The organism is Pseudoponticoccus marisrubri (genome assembly GCF_001482405.1).
GTDB lineage: Bacteria > Pseudomonadota > Alphaproteobacteria > Rhodobacterales > Rhodobacteraceae > Pseudoponticoccus > Pseudoponticoccus marisrubri.
In genome coordinates, this window is sequence record NZ_LPXO01000003.1 from 134,078 (window position 1) to 150,356 (window position 16,279).

Here is a 16,279-nt window from a genome sequence, read left to right on the forward strand (position 1 = left end):
AGCGATGCAGCTGTCGGATTTCGACTTTGACCTGCCCGAGGACCTGATCGCCACGCGGCCCGCGCGGCCGCGCACCGCGGCGCGGTTGCTTGTGGCGGGGCCCGACAGCATCGAGGATGCGCGCGTCTTCGACCTGCCGCGCATGCTGCGCAAGGGCGACCGGCTGGTGCTGAACGACACGCGGGTGATCCCCGCGCGGCTGAGCGGGGTGCGGCGCCGGAACTCGGCCGAGGGCGAGACCGAAGCGCGTATCGAGGTCACGCTTCTGGAGCCCGGGGCGGATGGCTGCTGGTCGGCGCTGATCAAGCCGCTCAAGAAGGTGCGCGATGGCGAAGAAATCATCTTCTCCAATGATTTGCGCGGCACGCTTGAAGCACGGGACGAGGGTCAGGGGCGGATCCGCTTCAATTGCAGCGGCGACGATTTCGATGCCGCGCTGAACGCCGCCGGGGCGATGCCGCTGCCGCCTTATATCGCGGCCAAGCGGCCGGCAGATGCGCGCGACCGCGAGGATTACCAGACGGTCTGGGCGCGCCGGCAGGGCGCGGTTGCAGCGCCGACCGCCTCATTGCATTTTGACGCGGATCTTCTGAAAACGCTGGAAGATCAGGGGGTTGCGTTGACCTATGTGACGTTGCACGTGGGTGCGGGCACCTTTCTGCCGGTCAAGGTGGATGATGTCACCACGCATCGGATGCACGGGGAGTGGGGCCAGGTGACGCCCGAGGCGGCACAGGCGATCCGCGCGACGAAAGCCGAAGGCGGCCGCGTGATCCCGGTGGGCACCACCGCGCTGCGGCTGATCGAGACCGCGGCGCAGGGCGGGGAAATCCAGCCTTTCGAAGGGGTTACAGAGATCTTCATCTATCCCGGCTTCACGTTCCGGGTGACCGATGCGCTGATGACCAACTTCCACCTGCCGAAATCCACGCTGATGATGCTGGTCTCGGCGCTGATGGGCCCGGAGCGGATCCGCCAGATCTATGCCCATGCCATCGCCGAGCGCTATCGCTTCTTCTCCTACGGCGACGCCTCGCTGCTGCTGCCGCAGGGGATGGGCTGAGAGATCTGTCCAGTTCGTACGAAACGGGCGGTGATTTCGCCGAACCGGACAGGGTGCCGGAAACCCGGTTGAACCGGGGGAGAAATCGCGCGAAGTCCCGGGCGCGGACATGTCTTTGATACAGTGAACTGCGAGAGGTGCCATGTCATTTGACATGGCAGGATGGACCGCTTGCGACATCTGCCCGCTGCCCGCGTCGCGGCGGGAACAGCCCGCGCGGGTCCGGCATTCTAGGGCCGGGACAGACTGAAAAGGACCGAGTGATGATCGATGTTTTCCGGAACTCCTGGGCGCTGCTCCTGGGGATGCTGCTGCTGATGCTGGGCAACGGCCTTCAGGGCTCGCTTCTGGGGGTGCGCGGCGCCGAGGCAGGGTTCAGCGCGGGCACCATGTCGATCATCATGTCGGCCTTCTTTGCGGGCTTTTTGATCGCGTCGCGCAGCGTGCCCACCCTGATCCGCCGGGTGGGCCATGTGCGGGTCTTCGCGGCGCTGGGGTCGCTGGTCTCGGCGGTGCTGATCCTGTTCCCGACCATCCAGGACCCCTATGCCTGGACCGTGGGGCGGATGATCCTGGGGTTCTGTTTCTGCGGCGTCTACATCACGGCCGAGAGCTGGCTGAACAATGCCGCCTCGAACGAGACGCGCGGCCAGACCCTGTCGGCCTACATGATCGTGCAGATGCTGGGCGTCATCTTTGCGCAGGCGCTGCTGGTCGTGCCAGATGTGAGCGGCTTCCTGCTCTTCGTGATCCCCTCGGTGCTGGTGTCGATCTCGTTCGCGCCGATCCTTCTGTCGGTGCAGCCGACCCCGGCCTTCGACGCGACCAAGCCCATGACCCTGCGCGAGCTCTACGGCGTCTCGCCCCTTGGCATGGTCGGCATGTTCCTGCTGGGCGGTGTCTTTGCGGCGCAGTTCGGCATGGCGGCGGTCTATGCCACCGAGGCGGGGCTGAGCTTGGGCGAAGTGTCGGTCTTCGTGGCGGCCTTCTACGTGGGCGCGATGTTGTTCCAATACCCGCTGGGCTGGCTGTCGGACCGGATGGATCGGCGCCTGCTGATCATGGTCACCGCCGCCGTGGGGGCCGGCGCGGCCACGATCGCGATGCTGATGGGCGGCGTCTTCCTGCTGCTGGTGGCGGCGGCCTTCGTGATCGGCGGCTGTTCCAACCCGCTCTACTCGATGCTGATCGCCTACACGACCGACTACCTGGAGCCGTCGGACATGGCCAGCGCCTCGGGCGGGCTGCTTTTCGTGAACGGCATGGGCGCGATTTCCGGCCCGCTGGTGATCGGTTGGTCGATGGAGACGCTGGGCGCGCAGGCCTTCTTCCTGCTGATCCTCGTACAGCTGGCGCTGATGGCGTTCTACGCACTCTACCGGATGACGAAACGCTCGGCCCCGTCGGTCGAGGATACCGGCACCTATGCGCCGCTGACGCCGGGCGCGACGCCGGTCGCCATGGACCTGTGGCAGGAATATGCCATCGAGGCCGCCGAAGAGGAGGCAGAGGCCGCCGAGGCGGCCGCGGCGCCGGAGCAAGCTGTCAAACAGTGACAGAATTCGTGATTGGGGCCGGGGACTTGACTGCATATACCCTGTCTGTGCCACCGTGGTGGGGTGCAAACTGGAGACTGGGACATGCCAAGGCCCGAAGACATTCTTGCATTCTGGCTCGACGAGGTCGGGCCGGAAGGCTGGTACAAGCAGGATGACGCGCTGGATCGGACGATCCGCGAGAGATATCTGGAGCCCTGGACCGGGCTGATGGAGGGCCGCTACGCGCTGTGGCTAACCTATCCGTCGGGCGTGCTGGCCTATATCATCCTGGCCGACCAGTTCCCCCGCAACATGTTCCGCGGCGAGGCGCGGGCCTTTGCGTCGGACGGGGTGGCGCGGGCGGCGGCCAAGCAGGCCATCCATCGCGGCTGGGACCTGAAGATCGACCCGCCGGCGCGGCAGTTCTTCTACATGCCGCTGATGCATTCCGAGAACCTATGCGACCAGGACCGCTGCGTGCGGCTGATGGCCGAGCGCATGGGCGGGTTCGGGGACGGCAACCTGTTGCATGCCAAGGTGCATCGCGAGGTGATCCGGCTGTTCGGCCGCTTCCCCTATCGCAACGAGGCGCTGTCGCGGAAATTCACCGAGGCCGAGCGCGCCTATGTGGAGCAGGGCGGCTATGGCGCCACCTTGCGCGACCTGCAGCAGGCCGAGGCCGCCTGAGACCATCCCCGGCGCGGCGCCTTTCACGTTGCCGCCGGGTCGCGGGATCGGCTAGCGTTCTCCCTGTCTTGCAGGCAGGGAGGGCCGGGTGAGCGATAACACATACGACATGGTCGTGATCGGTGCGGGCCCCGGGGGCTACGTGGCCGCGATCCGGGGGGCGCAGCTGGGCCTGCGCGTCGCCGTGGTGGAGCGCGAGCATCTGGGTGGCATCTGCCTCAACTGGGGCTGCATCCCGACCAAGGCGATGCTGCGCTCGGCCGATGTGCTGCACCTGATGCAGCGCGCCGGTGAGTTCGGACTGAACGCCGAGGGGATCGGCTTTGACCTGAACGCGGTGGTCAAGCGGTCACGCAAGGTGGCCGGGCAGCTGACCGCCGGGGTCGGGCACCTGCTGAAGAAGAACAAGGTGCGCGTCCTCATGGGCACCGCGCGGTTGGACGGGCCGGGCCGCGTACATGTCACCCGCGAGTCGGGCGAAGAGGTGCTGGAGGCCGGCGCGGTGGTGCTGGCCACGGGCGCCCGGGCGCGCGAGCTGCCGGGGCTGGAGGCCGATGGCAAACAGGTTTGGACCTACAAGCACGCGCTGCAGCCACCGCACATGCCGAAAAAGCTGCTGGTGATCGGCTCGGGCGCGATCGGGATCGAGTTCGCCAGCTTCTATCGCGCGCTCGGGGCCGAGGTCACCGTGGTCGAGGTGCTGGACCGCATCCTGCCCGTGGAGGATGCCGAGATCGGCGCCTTTGCCCGCAAGGCATTCGAAAAGCAGGGCATGACGATCCTCGAAGGCGCCCGCGTGGCGCAGCTGGAGCGCGGGCCGGACGGCGTGACCGCCCATGTCGACAAGGCCGGAGAGGTGTCGCGGCTGGAGGTGGACACGGTGATCTCGGCCGTGGGCATCGTCGGCAATACCGAGGGGCTGGGGCTGGAAGAGTTGGGCGTTCGGGTCGAGAAGAGCCATGTCGTGACCGATGCGCAGTGCCGCACCGGGGTGCCGGGGGTCTATGCGATCGGCGATCTGGCGGGCGCGCCCTGGCTGGCGCACAAGGCCAGCCACGAGGGCGTCATGGTGGCCGAGCGCATCGCCGGCGGCGACCCGCACGCGGTGGACCCGGCCAGCATCGCGGGCTGCACCTATTGCCACCCGCAAGTGGCCAGCGTCGGGCTGACCGAGGCGCAGGCGCGCGAGGCGGGCCACGAGATCCGGGTCGGCCGGTTCCCCTTCATCGGCAATGGCAAGGCCATCGCGCTTGGCGAGGCCGAGGGGATGATCAAGACCGTCTTCGATGCCTCGACCGGCGCGCTTCTGGGCGCGCACATGGTCGGGGCCGAAGTGACCGAGCTGATCCAGGGCTACGTCGTGGCGCGCCAGCTGGAGACGACCGAGGCCGACCTGATGCAGACCGTCTTTCCGCATCCCACGCTGAGCGAGATGATGCATGAAAGCGTGCTGGATGCCTGGGGACGGGCGATCCATTTCTGAGCCTGCCCGTGCTATGCTGGGCGCGGCAACAGGGGGGCGGCGCCATGGCAGGGGCGATGACGGTGGAAAGCGATGCCTCGGTCGAGGCGTTCCTCGCCGGGGTGGAACCGGCGCGGCGGCGCGAGGATGCGCAGGTGCTGGACGCGATCTTTCGGCAGGCGACCGGCTGGCAGCCGCGGCTCTGGGGCAGCTCGATCGTGGGATACGGGCGCTACCGCTACACCTATGACAGCGGGTATTCCGGCGCGTTTCTTGCCACTGGCTTCGCCCCGCGCAAGGCCAAGATGGTGGTCTACATCATGCCGGGCTATGCCGATTTCGGGCATATCCTCGACCGGATCGGGCCCTACAAGCTGGGCAAGGCCTGCCTGTACCTGGGGTCTTTCGCCAAGCTGGACCTCGATCCGTTGCCCGAGCTGATCCGCGCCGGGCTGGACGACCTGTCGCGGCGCTGGGAGGTGGAGCCGACGTAAGGGCGGGCTCAGACGTTCTCGTTATCCGAACCCGGCGCGATCGCCTCGGGGATCTCCTCGCCCTTCTGGCGGGCGTCCAGCGCGCGCTTGACGTGATCGTTGAGGAAGTTCCGCGCGCGGCGCTCGGCCAGCCGGATGCGCACCGCGGCGCGGAAGATCTCCTCGGAGGAGGGGGAGGAGGCGCCCAGCACCTTGGCCACCTGCTCGGGCAGGTTCTCGTCCCCCAGCGCATCCATCGCCTTGATGGTGTCGCGGGCAAGCTTGTCGGCGAGATCGTCGACGACGGACATGGGCGCGCGCTCCTAGCGGGTGGATTCGGTCAGGCGGCGCTTCACGTAGCCGGTGACCGAGCCGATCATGGTGTCCATGTGCGGCTCTTCGAAGAAATGGCCCGATCCGTCCACCTCTTCATGGGTGATGGTGATGCCGCGCTGCTCGTGCAGCTTGGAGACCAGCGCCCGCGTGTCGGCCGGCGGCGCGACGCGGTCATTGGCGCCGTTGATGATCAGCCCCGAGGACGGGCAGGGCGCCAGGAACGAGAAATCATACATGTTGGCCGGCGGGCTGACCGAGACGAAGCCGGTGATCTCGGGGCGGCGCATCAGGAGCTGCATCCCGATCCACGCGCCGAAGGAGAACCCGGCCACCCAGCAATGCTTGGAGTTCTGGTTCATCGACTGCAGGTAATCCAGCGCCGAGGCCGCGTCCGACAGCTCGCCCACGCCCTGGTCGTATTCGCCCTGGCTGCGGCCGACGCCGCGGAAATTGAAGCGCAACACGGTGAAGCCCATGTTGAAGAAGGCGTAATGCAGGTTGTAGACGACCTTGTTATTCATCGTGCCGCCGAATTGCGGATGCGGATGCAGGATGATGGCGATCGGGGCGTCACGGTCCTTTTGCGGGTGGTAGCGGCCTTCGAGGCGGCCTTCGGGTCCGGGAAAGATGACCTCGGGCATGGGGCGTCTTCGGCTCCTCTTGGGGCGTCCGTGAAAACTTGACGGAATCCCTCGGTGTCTTTAGAAAGGTTCTAAACCGGCGCGGCGCCGGATCAGGGCTGGATTGCAGATAGGCGGTCGGGCCGTCAAGGTCAATTCTCTGCGCGACAGGGGGAGATACGGTGAAACTGAGTACCAAGGGCCGTTACGCCATGGTTGCGCTGGCCGATATCGCGCTGCAGCCCGAGGGGGCCCTTGTCACGCTGGGCGACATCGCCCGGCGGCAGGACATCTCGCTGCCCTATCTCGAACAGCTCTTCGTCAAGCTGCGCCGCGCGGGGTTGGTGGAATCGGTGCGTGGCCCGGGCGGCGGCTATCGCCTGGCGCTGGCGCAGGACGACATCCGCGTGGTCGACATCCTGGCCGCCGTGGACGAGACGGTGGACGCGATGCACAAGGGCGCGGGCGCTTCGGGCGCCGCCTCGGGCTCGCGCGCGCAGTCGCTGACCAATCGCCTGTGGCAGAGCCTGTCGGCGCAGGTCTATGTCTTCCTGCACCGCACCAGCCTGCGCGACGTGGTCGAGAACACGCTGGCCCCCTGTCCGGCGGTGCCCTCGATCTTTGCCGTGGTCGATGAAGAGGCCGTGGGCCGGGCCGCGGCGGCGGGGCGTCCCGATGCCTGAGCCGCTGTCGACCGATCCCTGCACGGGTTGCGGGGCGCGCCCATGAGCCGCGCCTATCTCGACTGGAACGCGACGGCGCCGCTGCGCCCCGAGGTGCGCGATGCGATGATCGCCGCCATGGACGTGGTGGGCAACCCGTCCTCGGTTCATGCCGAGGGGCGCGCCGCCAAGGGGCTGGTCGAGGCCGCCCGCGCGCAGGTGGCCGCGGCCTTCGGCGCCGAGGGGGCGGATATCGTCTTTGTCTCGGGCGCGACCGAGGCGGCGGCGCTGGCCTGCGCCGGGCGCGGATTGCTGGGGGCGGATGTGGAACATGACGCGGTTGCCGCCTGGATCGACCCGGCGCTGCCGGTGGACGGGCAGGGGCGCGTGACGGTCACCGATCCCGCGGCTTCGGTGCTGCAGGCGGCCAATTCCGAGACCGGCGTGGTGCAGGACCTGCCGCAGGGGCTGGCCGTGGTCGATGCCACGCAGGTCTTCGGCAAGCTGCCCGTGGCCTTCAACTGGATGGGCTGCGAGATGGCGCTGGTCTCGGCGCACAAGCTGGGCGGGCCCAAGGGGATCGGCGCGCTGGTGATGCGGCGCGGCACCGACCTGGCGGCGCAGATCCGCGGCGGCGGGCAGGAGATGGGGCGCCGTTCGGGCACCGAGAACGTGATCGGCATCGCCGGGTTCGGCGCCGCGGCCGAGGCGGCCGCCCGCGATCTGGCCGATGGCGCGTGGGAGCGGGTGGAAAAACTTAGAACCGTTCTAGAAAAAACCATTGAGGCTTCCGCGGAAGAGACTATTTTTGTCGGGAAAGGCGCGCAGCGTCTGCCGAACACCTCCTGCCTGGCCGTGCCCGGCTGGAAGGGCGAGACGCAGGTGATGCAGATGGACCTTGCCGGCTTCGCGATCAGCGCGGGCTCGGCCTGTTCCTCGGGCAAGGTCCGGTCCAGCCGGGTCCTGCGGGCCATGGGATATGACGAGGCCACGGCCTCGGGCGCCATCCGGGTGAGCCTGGGTCCGGCGACCACCGAAGACGAGGTGTCGCGCTTCTGCGATGCCTGGATCGCAAAGTACCGGCGGCACCGGACACGGGCCGCCTGAGAGAGGAGCAGACGATGGCTGCATTCGATGACGTTCAGGTCAAGGAAGGCGTCGACCAGGAGACGGTGGATGCCGTCAAGTCGGTCGGCACCTACAAGCACGGCTGGAACACCGATATCGAGATGGAATACGCCCCCAAGGGGCTGACCCCGGATATCGTCCGCCTGATCTCGGAAAAGAACGAAGAGCCGGAATGGATGACCGACTGGCGCCTTCAGGCCTATGACCGCTGGCTCCAGAAGAAAGAGCCCAACTGGGCGATGGTCGACTACCCGCAGATCGACTTCCAGGAGCAGTATTACTACGCGCGTCCGAAATCGATGACGGAAAAGCCGAAGTCGCTGGACGATGTCGATCCCAAGCTGCTGGAAACCTACGAGAAGCTGGGCATCCCGCTGAAGGAGCAGATGATACTGGCCGGGGTCGAAGGCGCCGAGGAGGCCCCTGCCGAGGGCCGCAAGGTGGCCGTGGATGCGGTGTTCGACTCCGTGTCCGTCGGCACGACCTTCCAGAAGGAGCTGGAGAAGGCGGGCGTGATCTTCTGCTCGATCTCCGAGGCGATCCGCAACCACCCCGAGCTGGTCAAGAAATATCTCGGCTCGGTCGTGCCGGTCAGCGACAACTTCTATGCCACGCTGAACTCCGCCGTGTTCTCGGACGGTTCCTTCGTCTACGTGCCGCCGGGCGTGCGCTGCCCGATGGAGCTGTCGACCTATTTCCGCATCAATGCCGAGAATACCGGCCAGTTCGAGCGCACGCTGATCATCGCCGACAAGGGATCCTACGTCAGCTACCTTGAGGGCTGCACCGCGCCGCAGCGCGACACCGCGCAGCTGCACGCCGCGGTGGTCGAGATCATTGTCGAGGAAGATGCCGAAGTGAAATACTCCACGGTGCAGAACTGGTTCCCCGGCGACGAGGACGGCAAGGGCGGGATCTACAACTTCGTCACCAAGCGTGCCGATTGCCGCGGCGACCGCTCCAAGGTGATGTGGACGCAGGTCGAGACCGGCTCGGCCGTGACGTGGAAATACCCCAGCTGCATCCTGCGCGGCAACGAAAGCCAAGGCGAGTTCTACTCGATCGCGATCACCAACAACCATCAGCAGGCCGATACCGGCACCAAGATGGTCCATCTGGGCAAGAACACCAAGTCGCGCATCGTCTCCAAGGGCATCAGCGCGGGCGTGGCGCAGAACACCTATCGGGGCCTCGTGTCGATGCACCCCAAGGCCAAGGACTCGCGCAACTACACCCAGTGCGACAGCCTGCTGATCGGCGACAAGTGCGGGGCGCACACGGTGCCCTATATCGAGGTCAAGAACAACTCGAGCCGGGTCGAGCACGAGGCCACCACCTCTAAGGTCGATGACGACCAGCTGTTCTACTGTCGCCAGCGCGGCATGGACGAGGAAGAGGCCGTGGCGCTGGTGGTGAACGGGTTCTGCCGCGAGGTGCTGCAGGCGCTGCCCATGGAGTTCGCCATGGAGGCCCAGCAGCTGGTGGCGATCTCGCTCGAAGGCTCTGTCGGCTGATCTTGGCGCGCGGGACGGGCGTGGCTCCGTCCCGCAATCACGAGGGTCCCTGCGATGGGCGGCGTGCTGACCACATCGGTTCTGACGGGCGTGTTCTGCGCGCTGTTCACCGTAGTGGTCGGTTGGCTGACCGATACGCTGTCGATGACACTGCTGATTGTCCTCTCCTTCGTGTCGGGCTTCTGCGGTAGTCTGGTGGCACAGCTCATCCAGGGAAAGGGACGCAGATGAAACCGGTCATGAACGTGGACGACGCGCAGGGATTCGCCATGCAGGGCGGCGACGGGTCGAAATTCGCGGCCCGCGTGGCGCCCGTGGGCTCGGTGATCGGCACCGGTTCGCTGGGCGCAATGTACGTAGTCGTCGCGCCGGGCAAGCGGGCCTTTCCGTTCCACAACCATCTGGGCAATGACGAAATGTTCGTGATCCTCGAGGGCAGCGGCACCTATCGGCTGGGCGATGCCGAGCACCCGGTCCGCGCCGGCGACATCTGCGCCGCGCCGCGGGGCGGGCCGGACACCGCGCATCAACTGATCAATAGCGGAGACGGGCCGCTGCGCTACATCGGCATCTCGACCTCGAACGACCCGGACGTGGTGGAATATCCGGACAGCGGCAAATACGCCGCCATGGCCGTCGCACCGGGCCCCGATTTCATGAATGCGCATCTCAAGGTGGTGGGGCGCGCGGGCGACAGCCTCGACTACTGGGACGGGGAGCTGTGATGGAACAGGTCCGGGCCGAGATCGCGGGGCGGGGCTTCGTTTTTCACCTCAACGCCGAGGGCTGCCCGGTGCAGGGCCGCCACCGGGTCGGCAAGTTCTATGAACGCGCCGATCTCGACAAGCTCGCGCAGCACGTGAAGAGCGGCGCCTATGTCGTTGATGTCGGGGCGAATGTCGGCAATCACGCGCTTTATTTCGCTGGCCTCATGGGGGCGGCGCGCGTGGTCTGCATCGAGCCCAACCCGCAGGCGATCGAGGCGCTGCGCGCCAATGTCGCCGCCAACGGGCTGGACGGGGTGGTCGTGCTGGACTTGCTGGGCATCGGACTGGGCGCGCGCTCCGAGGACGGGTTCCGGGTGCAGCGGCGCGGCCGCAACCTGGGCGCGGCGCAGCTGGTCAAGGGCGGCGGCATCGCCGTCCATGCCGGCGACACGCTCTTCGAGGGCGAGCCGGTGGACCTGCTCAAGATCGATGTGGAGGGCATGGAGATGGCGGTGCTGGAAGGCTTCGCCGACCTGATCGCCACGCGCCGGCCGCAGATCTTCATCGAGGTCGACACGGCCAATGACGCGGCCTTTCATGACTGGTGTGGCCGCCATGGCTATGCGGTGACATTTTCCAGCCGCCACCAGGCGGCCAACGTGAACTATTTCGTGGAACCTGTTGGAGAGACGACATGATCGTGACCACCACGCCCTCGGTCGAGGGGCATCGCATCGCCGAGTACAAGGGCATCGTCGTGGGCGAGGCGATCCTTGGCGCGAATGTCTTCCGCGACATCTTTGCCGGGATCACCGATATCATCGGCGGCCGCTCGGGCGCCTACGAGGCCAGCCTGCAGGAGGCGCGCGACACCGCCCTGCGCGAGCTGGAGGCCCGCGCCGCGGCGCAGGGCGCCAATGCCGTGGTCGGCGTCGATCTCGACTACGAGGTGGTCAACAACATGCTGATGGTCTCGGCCAGCGGCACCGCCGTGCGGCTGGGCTGAGCCAGGGGCGCCGGGGAACAGGCATGACGCAAACCGCGCTGACACGGCCCGAACTGACCCTGCCCGAGGCAGAGGCCGCGCTGCTGCGGGCCGCCTACGGGCGGGCGGAGGTCGTGCTGGAATACGGCTCGGGCGGGTCGACCGTGATGGCGGGCGAACTGCCGGGCCGAACCGTGTTCAGCGTGGAATCCGATCCGGACTGGGCGGCGATGATGCGCGCCTGGTTCGCCGCGAACCCGCCCGCCACGGGCACGCAGGTCCACGTGGTGCATGCCGATATCGGCGCCACCAAGGAGTGGGGCCACCCGGTCGATGACAGCGCATGGCGCCGCTTTGCGCGCTACCCGCTGGGCGTCTGGTCGCGCGAGGATTTCCGCCAGCCCGATGTCGTGCTGGTGGATGGCCGCTTCCGGCAGGGCTGCGCGCTGGCCACCGCCTTTCTGACGCAGCGCCCTGTCGATCTGTTCTTCGACGATTACGTGGGACGCAAACACTATCACAAGGTCGAGGAGATCCTCGGCCCCCCGCAGATCACCGGGCGCATGGCGCAGTTCCGCGTCGCGCCCACACCGGTACCGCCCGAGCGGCTGGCCTGGCTGATCAAGCTGATGCAGGCGCCGTGAGGCAGAAAGAAGGATGACACAGATGCTCGAGATCAAGAACCTGCACGTCAAGCTGGAGGAAGAGGACAAGGCGATCCTGAAAGGGGTCGACCTGACCGTCGAGGCCGGCAAGGTGCACGCCATCATGGGGCCGAACGGCTCCGGCAAGTCGACCCTGTCCTATGTCCTGTCGGGCCGCGACGGCTATGAGGTCACGGATGGTTCGGCCGAGCTGCTGGGCGAGGACCTGCTGGAGCTGGAACCCGAGGAGCGCGCCGCCGCGGGCCTCTTCCTGGCGTTCCAGTACCCGATCGAGATCCCCGGCGTGGGCAACATGACCTTCCTGCGCACCGCCGTGAACGCGCAGCGCAAGGCGCGCGGGCAGGAAGAGATGTCCTCGGCCGATTTCCTCAAGGAGATCCGCGCAAAGGCGAAAGAGCTGAAGATCGACGCCGACATGCTCAAGCGCCCGGTCAATGTGGGCTTCTCGGGCGGCGAGAAGAAGCGCAACGAGATCCTGCAGATGGCCATGCTGGCGCCCAAGATGTGCATCCTCGACGAGACCGACTCGGGGCTGGACGTGGACGCGATGAAGCTGGTCGCCGACGGCGTGAACGCGCTGCGCGACGAGGGGCGCGGCTTCCTCGTCATCACGCACTACCAGCGGCTTCTGGATCACATCAAGCCGGACGTGGTGCACATCATGTCCGAGGGCCGCATCATCAAGACCGGTGGCCCCGAGCTGGCGCTGGAAGTCGAGAACGAAGGCTATGCCCACCTGAAGGCGGAGGAGGCGTAAATGGCTTTGCCGCAAGCGAAACAGGACGCAACCGAGGCGCGGCTGGACGCGCTGAGCCTGCCCGAGGGCGGCTGGTCGGCCCCGGCCCGCAACGAGGCGCTGGCCCGGCTGCGCGCCATGGGCCTGCCCGGCGCGCGGGACGAGTACTGGAAATACACCCGCCCCGACACGTTCAACAGCGTGGAGGTGCCCGAGGCGGCGCTGTTCGAAGCCGAGGAAACCCCGGTATTCGGCGAGCGCGGCGCGCTGCGCATCGTCTTTGTCGACGGTGTCTTCGATGCTGAAGCCTCGGATGAGCTGAGCCTTGAGGGGGTCAGCATCGATCGGCTGGCCGATGCGCCCGACATCCACTGGGCCCGGGACATCTACGGCGTGCTGGAAGCGCGCGGGCAGAGCCCCGTGCAGCGTCCGCTGGCCGCGCTCAACACCGCCTTTGCCACGGATGGCGTGCTGATCCACGTCACGGGCACGCCCTCGCGCCCGATCCAGCTGGTCTATCACCACCGCGACACCCGCTCGGACGCGATCCTGCACCACGTGGTCAAGGTGGATGCCGGGGCCAAGGCCACGATCCTCGAGACCGGGCCGGCCGCGGCACGGTTCAACAAGTGCATGGAGGTGGAGATCGCCGATGCCGGCACGCTGCACCACATCCGCGCGCAGGGCCGCGACCATGAACGCCGCGCCGCCACCCATGTCTTTGCCCGGCTGGGGCGTGAGTCCGTCTTCAAGACCTTCACGCTGACGGTGAACGGCGTGCTGACACGCAATGAATGCGTGATCGAGCTGACCGGCGACGATGCCGTGGCCCATGTGGCCGGCGCCTGCATGGGGGATGGCGATTTCCACCATGACGACACGGTGTTCATCACCCATGACGCGGTGAATTGCGAAAGCCGTCAGGTCTTCAAGAAGGTGCTGCGCAACGGCGCCAAGGGTGTCTTCCAGGGCAAGATCCTGGTGCAGCCCGGCGCGCAGCAGACCGATGGCTACCAGATCAGCCAGTCGCTGCTCTTGGACGATGACAGCGAGTTCCTCGCCAAGCCCGAGCTTGAGATCTATGCCGATGACGTGGCGTGCTCGCACGGCTCGACCAGCGGCGCGATCGACGAGGACAGCCTGTTTTACCTGCGTGCCCGCGGCATTCCGCGCGGCCCGGCCGAGGACCTGATGACCATCGCCTTCATCGCCGAGGCGGTGCAGGAGGTCGAGGACGAGGACCTGCAGGAAGAGATCGTGGCGCGCGTGGCCGCCTGGCTGGAGCGGCGGCGGGGCTGACATGGCACTGACCACCGATATCGCGGCCACCTATCGCGGGCCGGGCGCCGTCATGCGCCGCCTTCTGGCGCTGGGGCGCCGCGAGGACCGGGCGCTGGCCATCCTGATGGGGGCCTGCGTGGTGATGTTCATCGCGCAATGGCCCCGGCTGGCCCGCGACGCCCATCTGCAGGACCTGAACCTGCAGATGGAGATGGGCGGCGCGCTGCTGGGCACGATCTTCATCCTGCCGCTGGTCTTCTACGGGCTGGCGGGGCTGGTCCACCTGGGCATGAAGCTTTTCGGCGGGCTGGGTGATGCCTATGGCTCGCGGCTGGCGCTGTTCTGGGCGTTGCTGGCGGCCTCGCCGCTGGCGCTGCTCTACGGGCTGGTGGCGGGCTTTGTCGGGCAGGGCGCGCAGCTGACGATCGTCGGGCTGGTCTGGTTCGTGGCCTTCATGTGGTTCTGGATCTCCGGGCTGCGCGTGGTGCACCGGGGACAGGCGGCGTGAGCGTGCAGGGTGTCCTGAGCCTCGCGGTGCAGACCGTGGTCGCCCCGCGCGACGTGGCGCGGCTGCTGCTGTCGATCCGTCCCGGGCGCGAGGCGCTGGCCACGGCCTTTGCGCTGGTGGTCGTGCTGAACGCGCTGGTCTTCCAGGGCTCGCGGCTGCTCATGCCCGGGCCGGTGCCGCCGCTTCTGGGCAACCCGGTCAGCTTCCTTGTGTTGCAGGGCGGCACGTTGGCGCTGACCGCGCTGGCGCTGACATGGACGGCGCGGCTGTTCGACGGGCGCGGCCGCTTCGAGGAGGTGGCGCTGCTGCTGATCTGGATGCAGGGCCTTCGGGTGCTGGTGCAGGCGGCGCTGATGCTGATCCTGCCGCTTTCGGCGGGTCTGGGCACGCTGGCGCTGGCCGTGGGCACGGCGGTGGGTGTCTGGATCCTGCTCAATTTTCTGGACGAGGTTCACGGGCTGGGCAGCCTGTTCAAGGCCGCTCTGGTGCTGATGCTCGGCGTGATCGCCATGGCCTTTGCACTGTCGGTGCTTCTGGCCCTGGCCGGCGTGACCCCAAACGAGATGACGACCAATGTATGATATCGACACGATCCGGGCCGATTTCCCGATCCTCTCGCGCGAGGTCAACGGCAAGCCGCTGGTCTACCTCGACAACGGGGCCAGCGCGCAGAAACCGCAGGTGGTGATCGACGCGGTCACCCGCGGCTATGCCGAGGAATATGCCAATGTCCATCGCGGGCTGCACTACCTCTCGAACCTCGCGACCGAGAAATACGAGGGCGTGCGCGGCACCATCGCGCGCTTCCTCGGCGCCGCGGACGAGCAGGAGATCGTCTACACCACCGGCACCACGATGGGCATCAACCTCGTGGCCTATGGCTGGGCCATGCCGCGCATGGAGGCGGGCGACGAGATCGTCCTGTCGGTCATGGAGCACCATGCCAATATCGTGCCCTGGCATTTCCTGCGCGAGCGGCAGGGTGTGAACCTGAAATGGGTCGACGTGGATGCGACCGGCGCGCTCGACCCGCAAAAGGTGATCGACGCGATCGGGCCGAAGACCAAGCTGGTGGCCATCACCCACCTGTCCAACGTCCTGGGCACCGTGGTCGACGTCAAGGCGATCTGCGAGGCCGCCCGCGCCAAGGGCGTGCCGGTGCTGGTCGATGGCAGCCAGGCGGCGGTGCACATGCCGGTCAATGTCGACGATCTGGGCTGCGATTTCTACGCGATCACCGGGCACAAGCTCTATGGGCCCTCCGCCTCGGGCGCGATCTGGATCTCGAAAGAGCGCTTGGCCGAGATGCGCCCCTTCCTCGGCGGCGGCGACATGATCCGCGAGGTGCACAAGGACGAGATCACCTGGAACGACCCGCCGATGAAGTTCGAGGCCGGCACCCCCGGCATCGTGCAGCAGATCGGCTTGGGCGTCGCGCTGGACTACATGATGGGCCTCGGGATGGAGAACATCGCCGCCCATGAGCGCGACCTGCGCGACTACGCCCGCGAGCGTCTGGACGGGCTGAACTGGCTGCAGGTGCAGGGCACGGTGCCGGACAAGGCGGCGATCTTCTCCTTCACCATGGACGGGGCGGGTCATGCGCATGACATCTCGACAATCCTCGACAAGAAGGGGGTCGCGGTGCGCGCGGGCCATCACTGCGCTGGCCCGCTGATGGATTTCATGGGGGTGACGGCAACCTGCCGGGCGAGCTTCGGGCTCTACAACACCCGCGCCGAGGTGGACGCGCTGATCGACGCGCTCGACCTCGCGCATGACCTCTTCGCCTGAGCGGCGCAGCCTCGCATCGCAAGGCGCCGCATTCGCCCCGGCTGCGGCGCTTTTCGGCGGGACGGGCGCGTCGATCGCGCCTTGCCTGCCGCCGCCCGCGGGGGTAGCAAGACGCCCATC

General features: G+C 67.2%; 20 protein-coding genes. 18 read left to right on the forward strand and 2 right to left on the reverse strand.

What is annotated here, in order from left to right; all coding sequences use genetic code 11:
• The first annotated feature begins 4 nt into the window (after nt 1-4).
• The 5 genes from queA to AVJ23_RS06700 all read left to right on the forward strand — a co-directional run bounded on the left by queA (nt 5) and on the right by AVJ23_RS06700 (nt 5,244).
• Nucleotides 5-1,063: a tRNA preQ1(34) S-adenosylmethionine ribosyltransferase-isomerase QueA gene (queA, locus tag AVJ23_RS06680; protein ID WP_058861390.1), complete on the forward strand. Its 1,059-nt coding sequence runs from the start codon at nt 5-7 to the stop codon at nt 1,061-1,063.
• A gap of 263 nt (nt 1,064-1,326) precedes the next feature.
• Nucleotides 1,327-2,619, forward strand: a complete 1,293-nt coding sequence (locus AVJ23_RS06685; RefSeq protein WP_058861391.1) for an MFS transporter — start codon at nt 1,327-1,329, stop codon at nt 2,617-2,619.
• 84 nt (nt 2,620-2,703) lie between these two features.
• Nucleotides 2,704-3,288, forward strand: coding sequence for a DUF924 family protein (locus tag AVJ23_RS06690; protein ID WP_058861392.1), 585 nt, complete (start codon nt 2,704-2,706; stop codon nt 3,286-3,288).
• A gap of 109 nt (nt 3,289-3,397) precedes the next feature.
• Nucleotides 3,398-4,771: a dihydrolipoyl dehydrogenase gene (gene lpdA, locus AVJ23_RS06695; protein WP_099045478.1), complete on the forward strand. Its 1,374-nt coding sequence runs from the start codon at nt 3,398-3,400 to the stop codon at nt 4,769-4,771.
• 44 nt (nt 4,772-4,815) lie between these two features.
• Complete coding sequence (locus tag AVJ23_RS06700; protein WP_058861394.1) at nt 4,816-5,244, forward strand: DUF1801 domain-containing protein; 429 nt, start codon at nt 4,816-4,818, stop codon at nt 5,242-5,244.
• Nucleotides 5,245-5,252: 8 nt separating this feature from the next.
• Here AVJ23_RS06700 and AVJ23_RS06705 read toward each other — a convergent pair whose 3' ends face one another.
• Complete coding sequence (locus AVJ23_RS06705) at nt 5,253-5,534, reverse strand: hypothetical protein (protein WP_058861395.1); 282 nt, start codon at nt 5,532-5,534, stop codon at nt 5,253-5,255.
• Nucleotides 5,535-5,546: 12 nt separating this feature from the next.
• On the reverse strand, nt 5,547-6,200 hold the full coding sequence (locus AVJ23_RS06710; protein WP_058861396.1) for an alpha/beta hydrolase: 654 nt from the start codon (nt 6,198-6,200) through the stop codon (nt 5,547-5,549).
• Nucleotides 6,201-6,361: 161 nt separating this feature from the next.
• On the opposite strand from AVJ23_RS06710, the gene AVJ23_RS06715 reads away from it, so the two are divergent.
• Genes AVJ23_RS06715 through AVJ23_RS06770 form a run of 13 tightly spaced genes read left to right on the forward strand, consistent with a single transcriptional unit; the run spans nt 6,362 to nt 16,159 of the window.
• Nucleotides 6,362-6,862, forward strand: coding sequence for an Rrf2 family transcriptional regulator (locus tag AVJ23_RS06715; RefSeq protein ID WP_058861397.1), 501 nt, complete (start codon nt 6,362-6,364; stop codon nt 6,860-6,862).
• A 42-nt stretch (nt 6,863-6,904) separates the two neighbouring features.
• Nucleotides 6,905-7,948 (forward strand): cysteine desulfurase family protein, encoded by a 1,044-nt coding sequence (locus tag AVJ23_RS06720; protein WP_058861398.1) that lies wholly within the window; start codon nt 6,905-6,907, stop codon nt 7,946-7,948.
• 14 nt (nt 7,949-7,962) lie between these two features.
• Nucleotides 7,963-9,483: a Fe-S cluster assembly protein SufB gene (gene sufB, locus AVJ23_RS06725; RefSeq protein WP_058861399.1), complete on the forward strand. Its 1,521-nt coding sequence runs from the start codon at nt 7,963-7,965 to the stop codon at nt 9,481-9,483.
• A 54-nt stretch (nt 9,484-9,537) separates the two neighbouring features.
• Entirely contained in the window at nt 9,538-9,714 is a 177-nt protein-coding gene (locus AVJ23_RS22775) for a hypothetical protein (RefSeq protein ID WP_157772632.1), read from the forward strand.
• On the forward strand, nt 9,711-10,208 hold the full coding sequence (locus AVJ23_RS06730; protein ID WP_058861400.1) for a cupin domain-containing protein: 498 nt from the start codon (nt 9,711-9,713) through the stop codon (nt 10,206-10,208). The genes AVJ23_RS22775 and AVJ23_RS06730 overlap by 4 nt, the downstream gene beginning before the upstream one ends.
• Nucleotides 10,208-10,888: an FkbM family methyltransferase gene (locus tag AVJ23_RS06735; RefSeq protein ID WP_058861401.1), complete on the forward strand. Its 681-nt coding sequence runs from the start codon at nt 10,208-10,210 to the stop codon at nt 10,886-10,888. The genes AVJ23_RS06730 and AVJ23_RS06735 overlap by 1 nt, the downstream gene beginning before the upstream one ends.
• On the forward strand, nt 10,885-11,196 hold the full coding sequence (locus AVJ23_RS06740) for a heavy metal-binding domain-containing protein (protein ID WP_058861402.1): 312 nt from the start codon (nt 10,885-10,887) through the stop codon (nt 11,194-11,196). Before AVJ23_RS06735 ends, AVJ23_RS06740 begins: the two co-directional genes overlap by 4 nt.
• Before the next feature lie 23 nt (nt 11,197-11,219).
• Nucleotides 11,220-11,819, forward strand: a complete 600-nt coding sequence (locus AVJ23_RS06745) for a hypothetical protein (protein ID WP_058861403.1) — start codon at nt 11,220-11,222, stop codon at nt 11,817-11,819.
• 22 nt (nt 11,820-11,841) lie between these two features.
• Entirely contained in the window at nt 11,842-12,597 is a 756-nt protein-coding gene (sufC, locus tag AVJ23_RS06750) for a Fe-S cluster assembly ATPase SufC (protein ID WP_058861404.1), read from the forward strand.
• The gene (locus AVJ23_RS06755; RefSeq protein WP_058861405.1) at nt 12,598-13,875 is read left to right on the forward strand and encodes a SufB/SufD family protein; all 1,278 of its coding nucleotides are present in this window, start codon (nt 12,598-12,600) and stop codon (nt 13,873-13,875) included.
• Nucleotide 13,876: 1 nt separating this feature from the next.
• Complete coding sequence (locus AVJ23_RS06760; RefSeq protein ID WP_058861406.1) at nt 13,877-14,365, forward strand: YIP1 family protein; 489 nt, start codon at nt 13,877-13,879, stop codon at nt 14,363-14,365.
• On the forward strand, nt 14,362-14,946 hold the full coding sequence (locus tag AVJ23_RS06765) for a YIP1 family protein (RefSeq protein ID WP_157772633.1): 585 nt from the start codon (nt 14,362-14,364) through the stop codon (nt 14,944-14,946). The genes AVJ23_RS06760 and AVJ23_RS06765 overlap by 4 nt, the downstream gene beginning before the upstream one ends.
• Nucleotides 14,939-16,159 carry a cysteine desulfurase gene (locus tag AVJ23_RS06770; RefSeq protein WP_058861408.1) on the forward strand — a complete coding sequence of 407 codons (1,221 nt, stop codon included), beginning with the start codon at nt 14,939-14,941 and terminating at the stop codon, nt 16,157-16,159. The genes AVJ23_RS06765 and AVJ23_RS06770 overlap by 8 nt, the downstream gene beginning before the upstream one ends.
• Nucleotides 16,160-16,279: the final 120 nt, after the last annotated feature.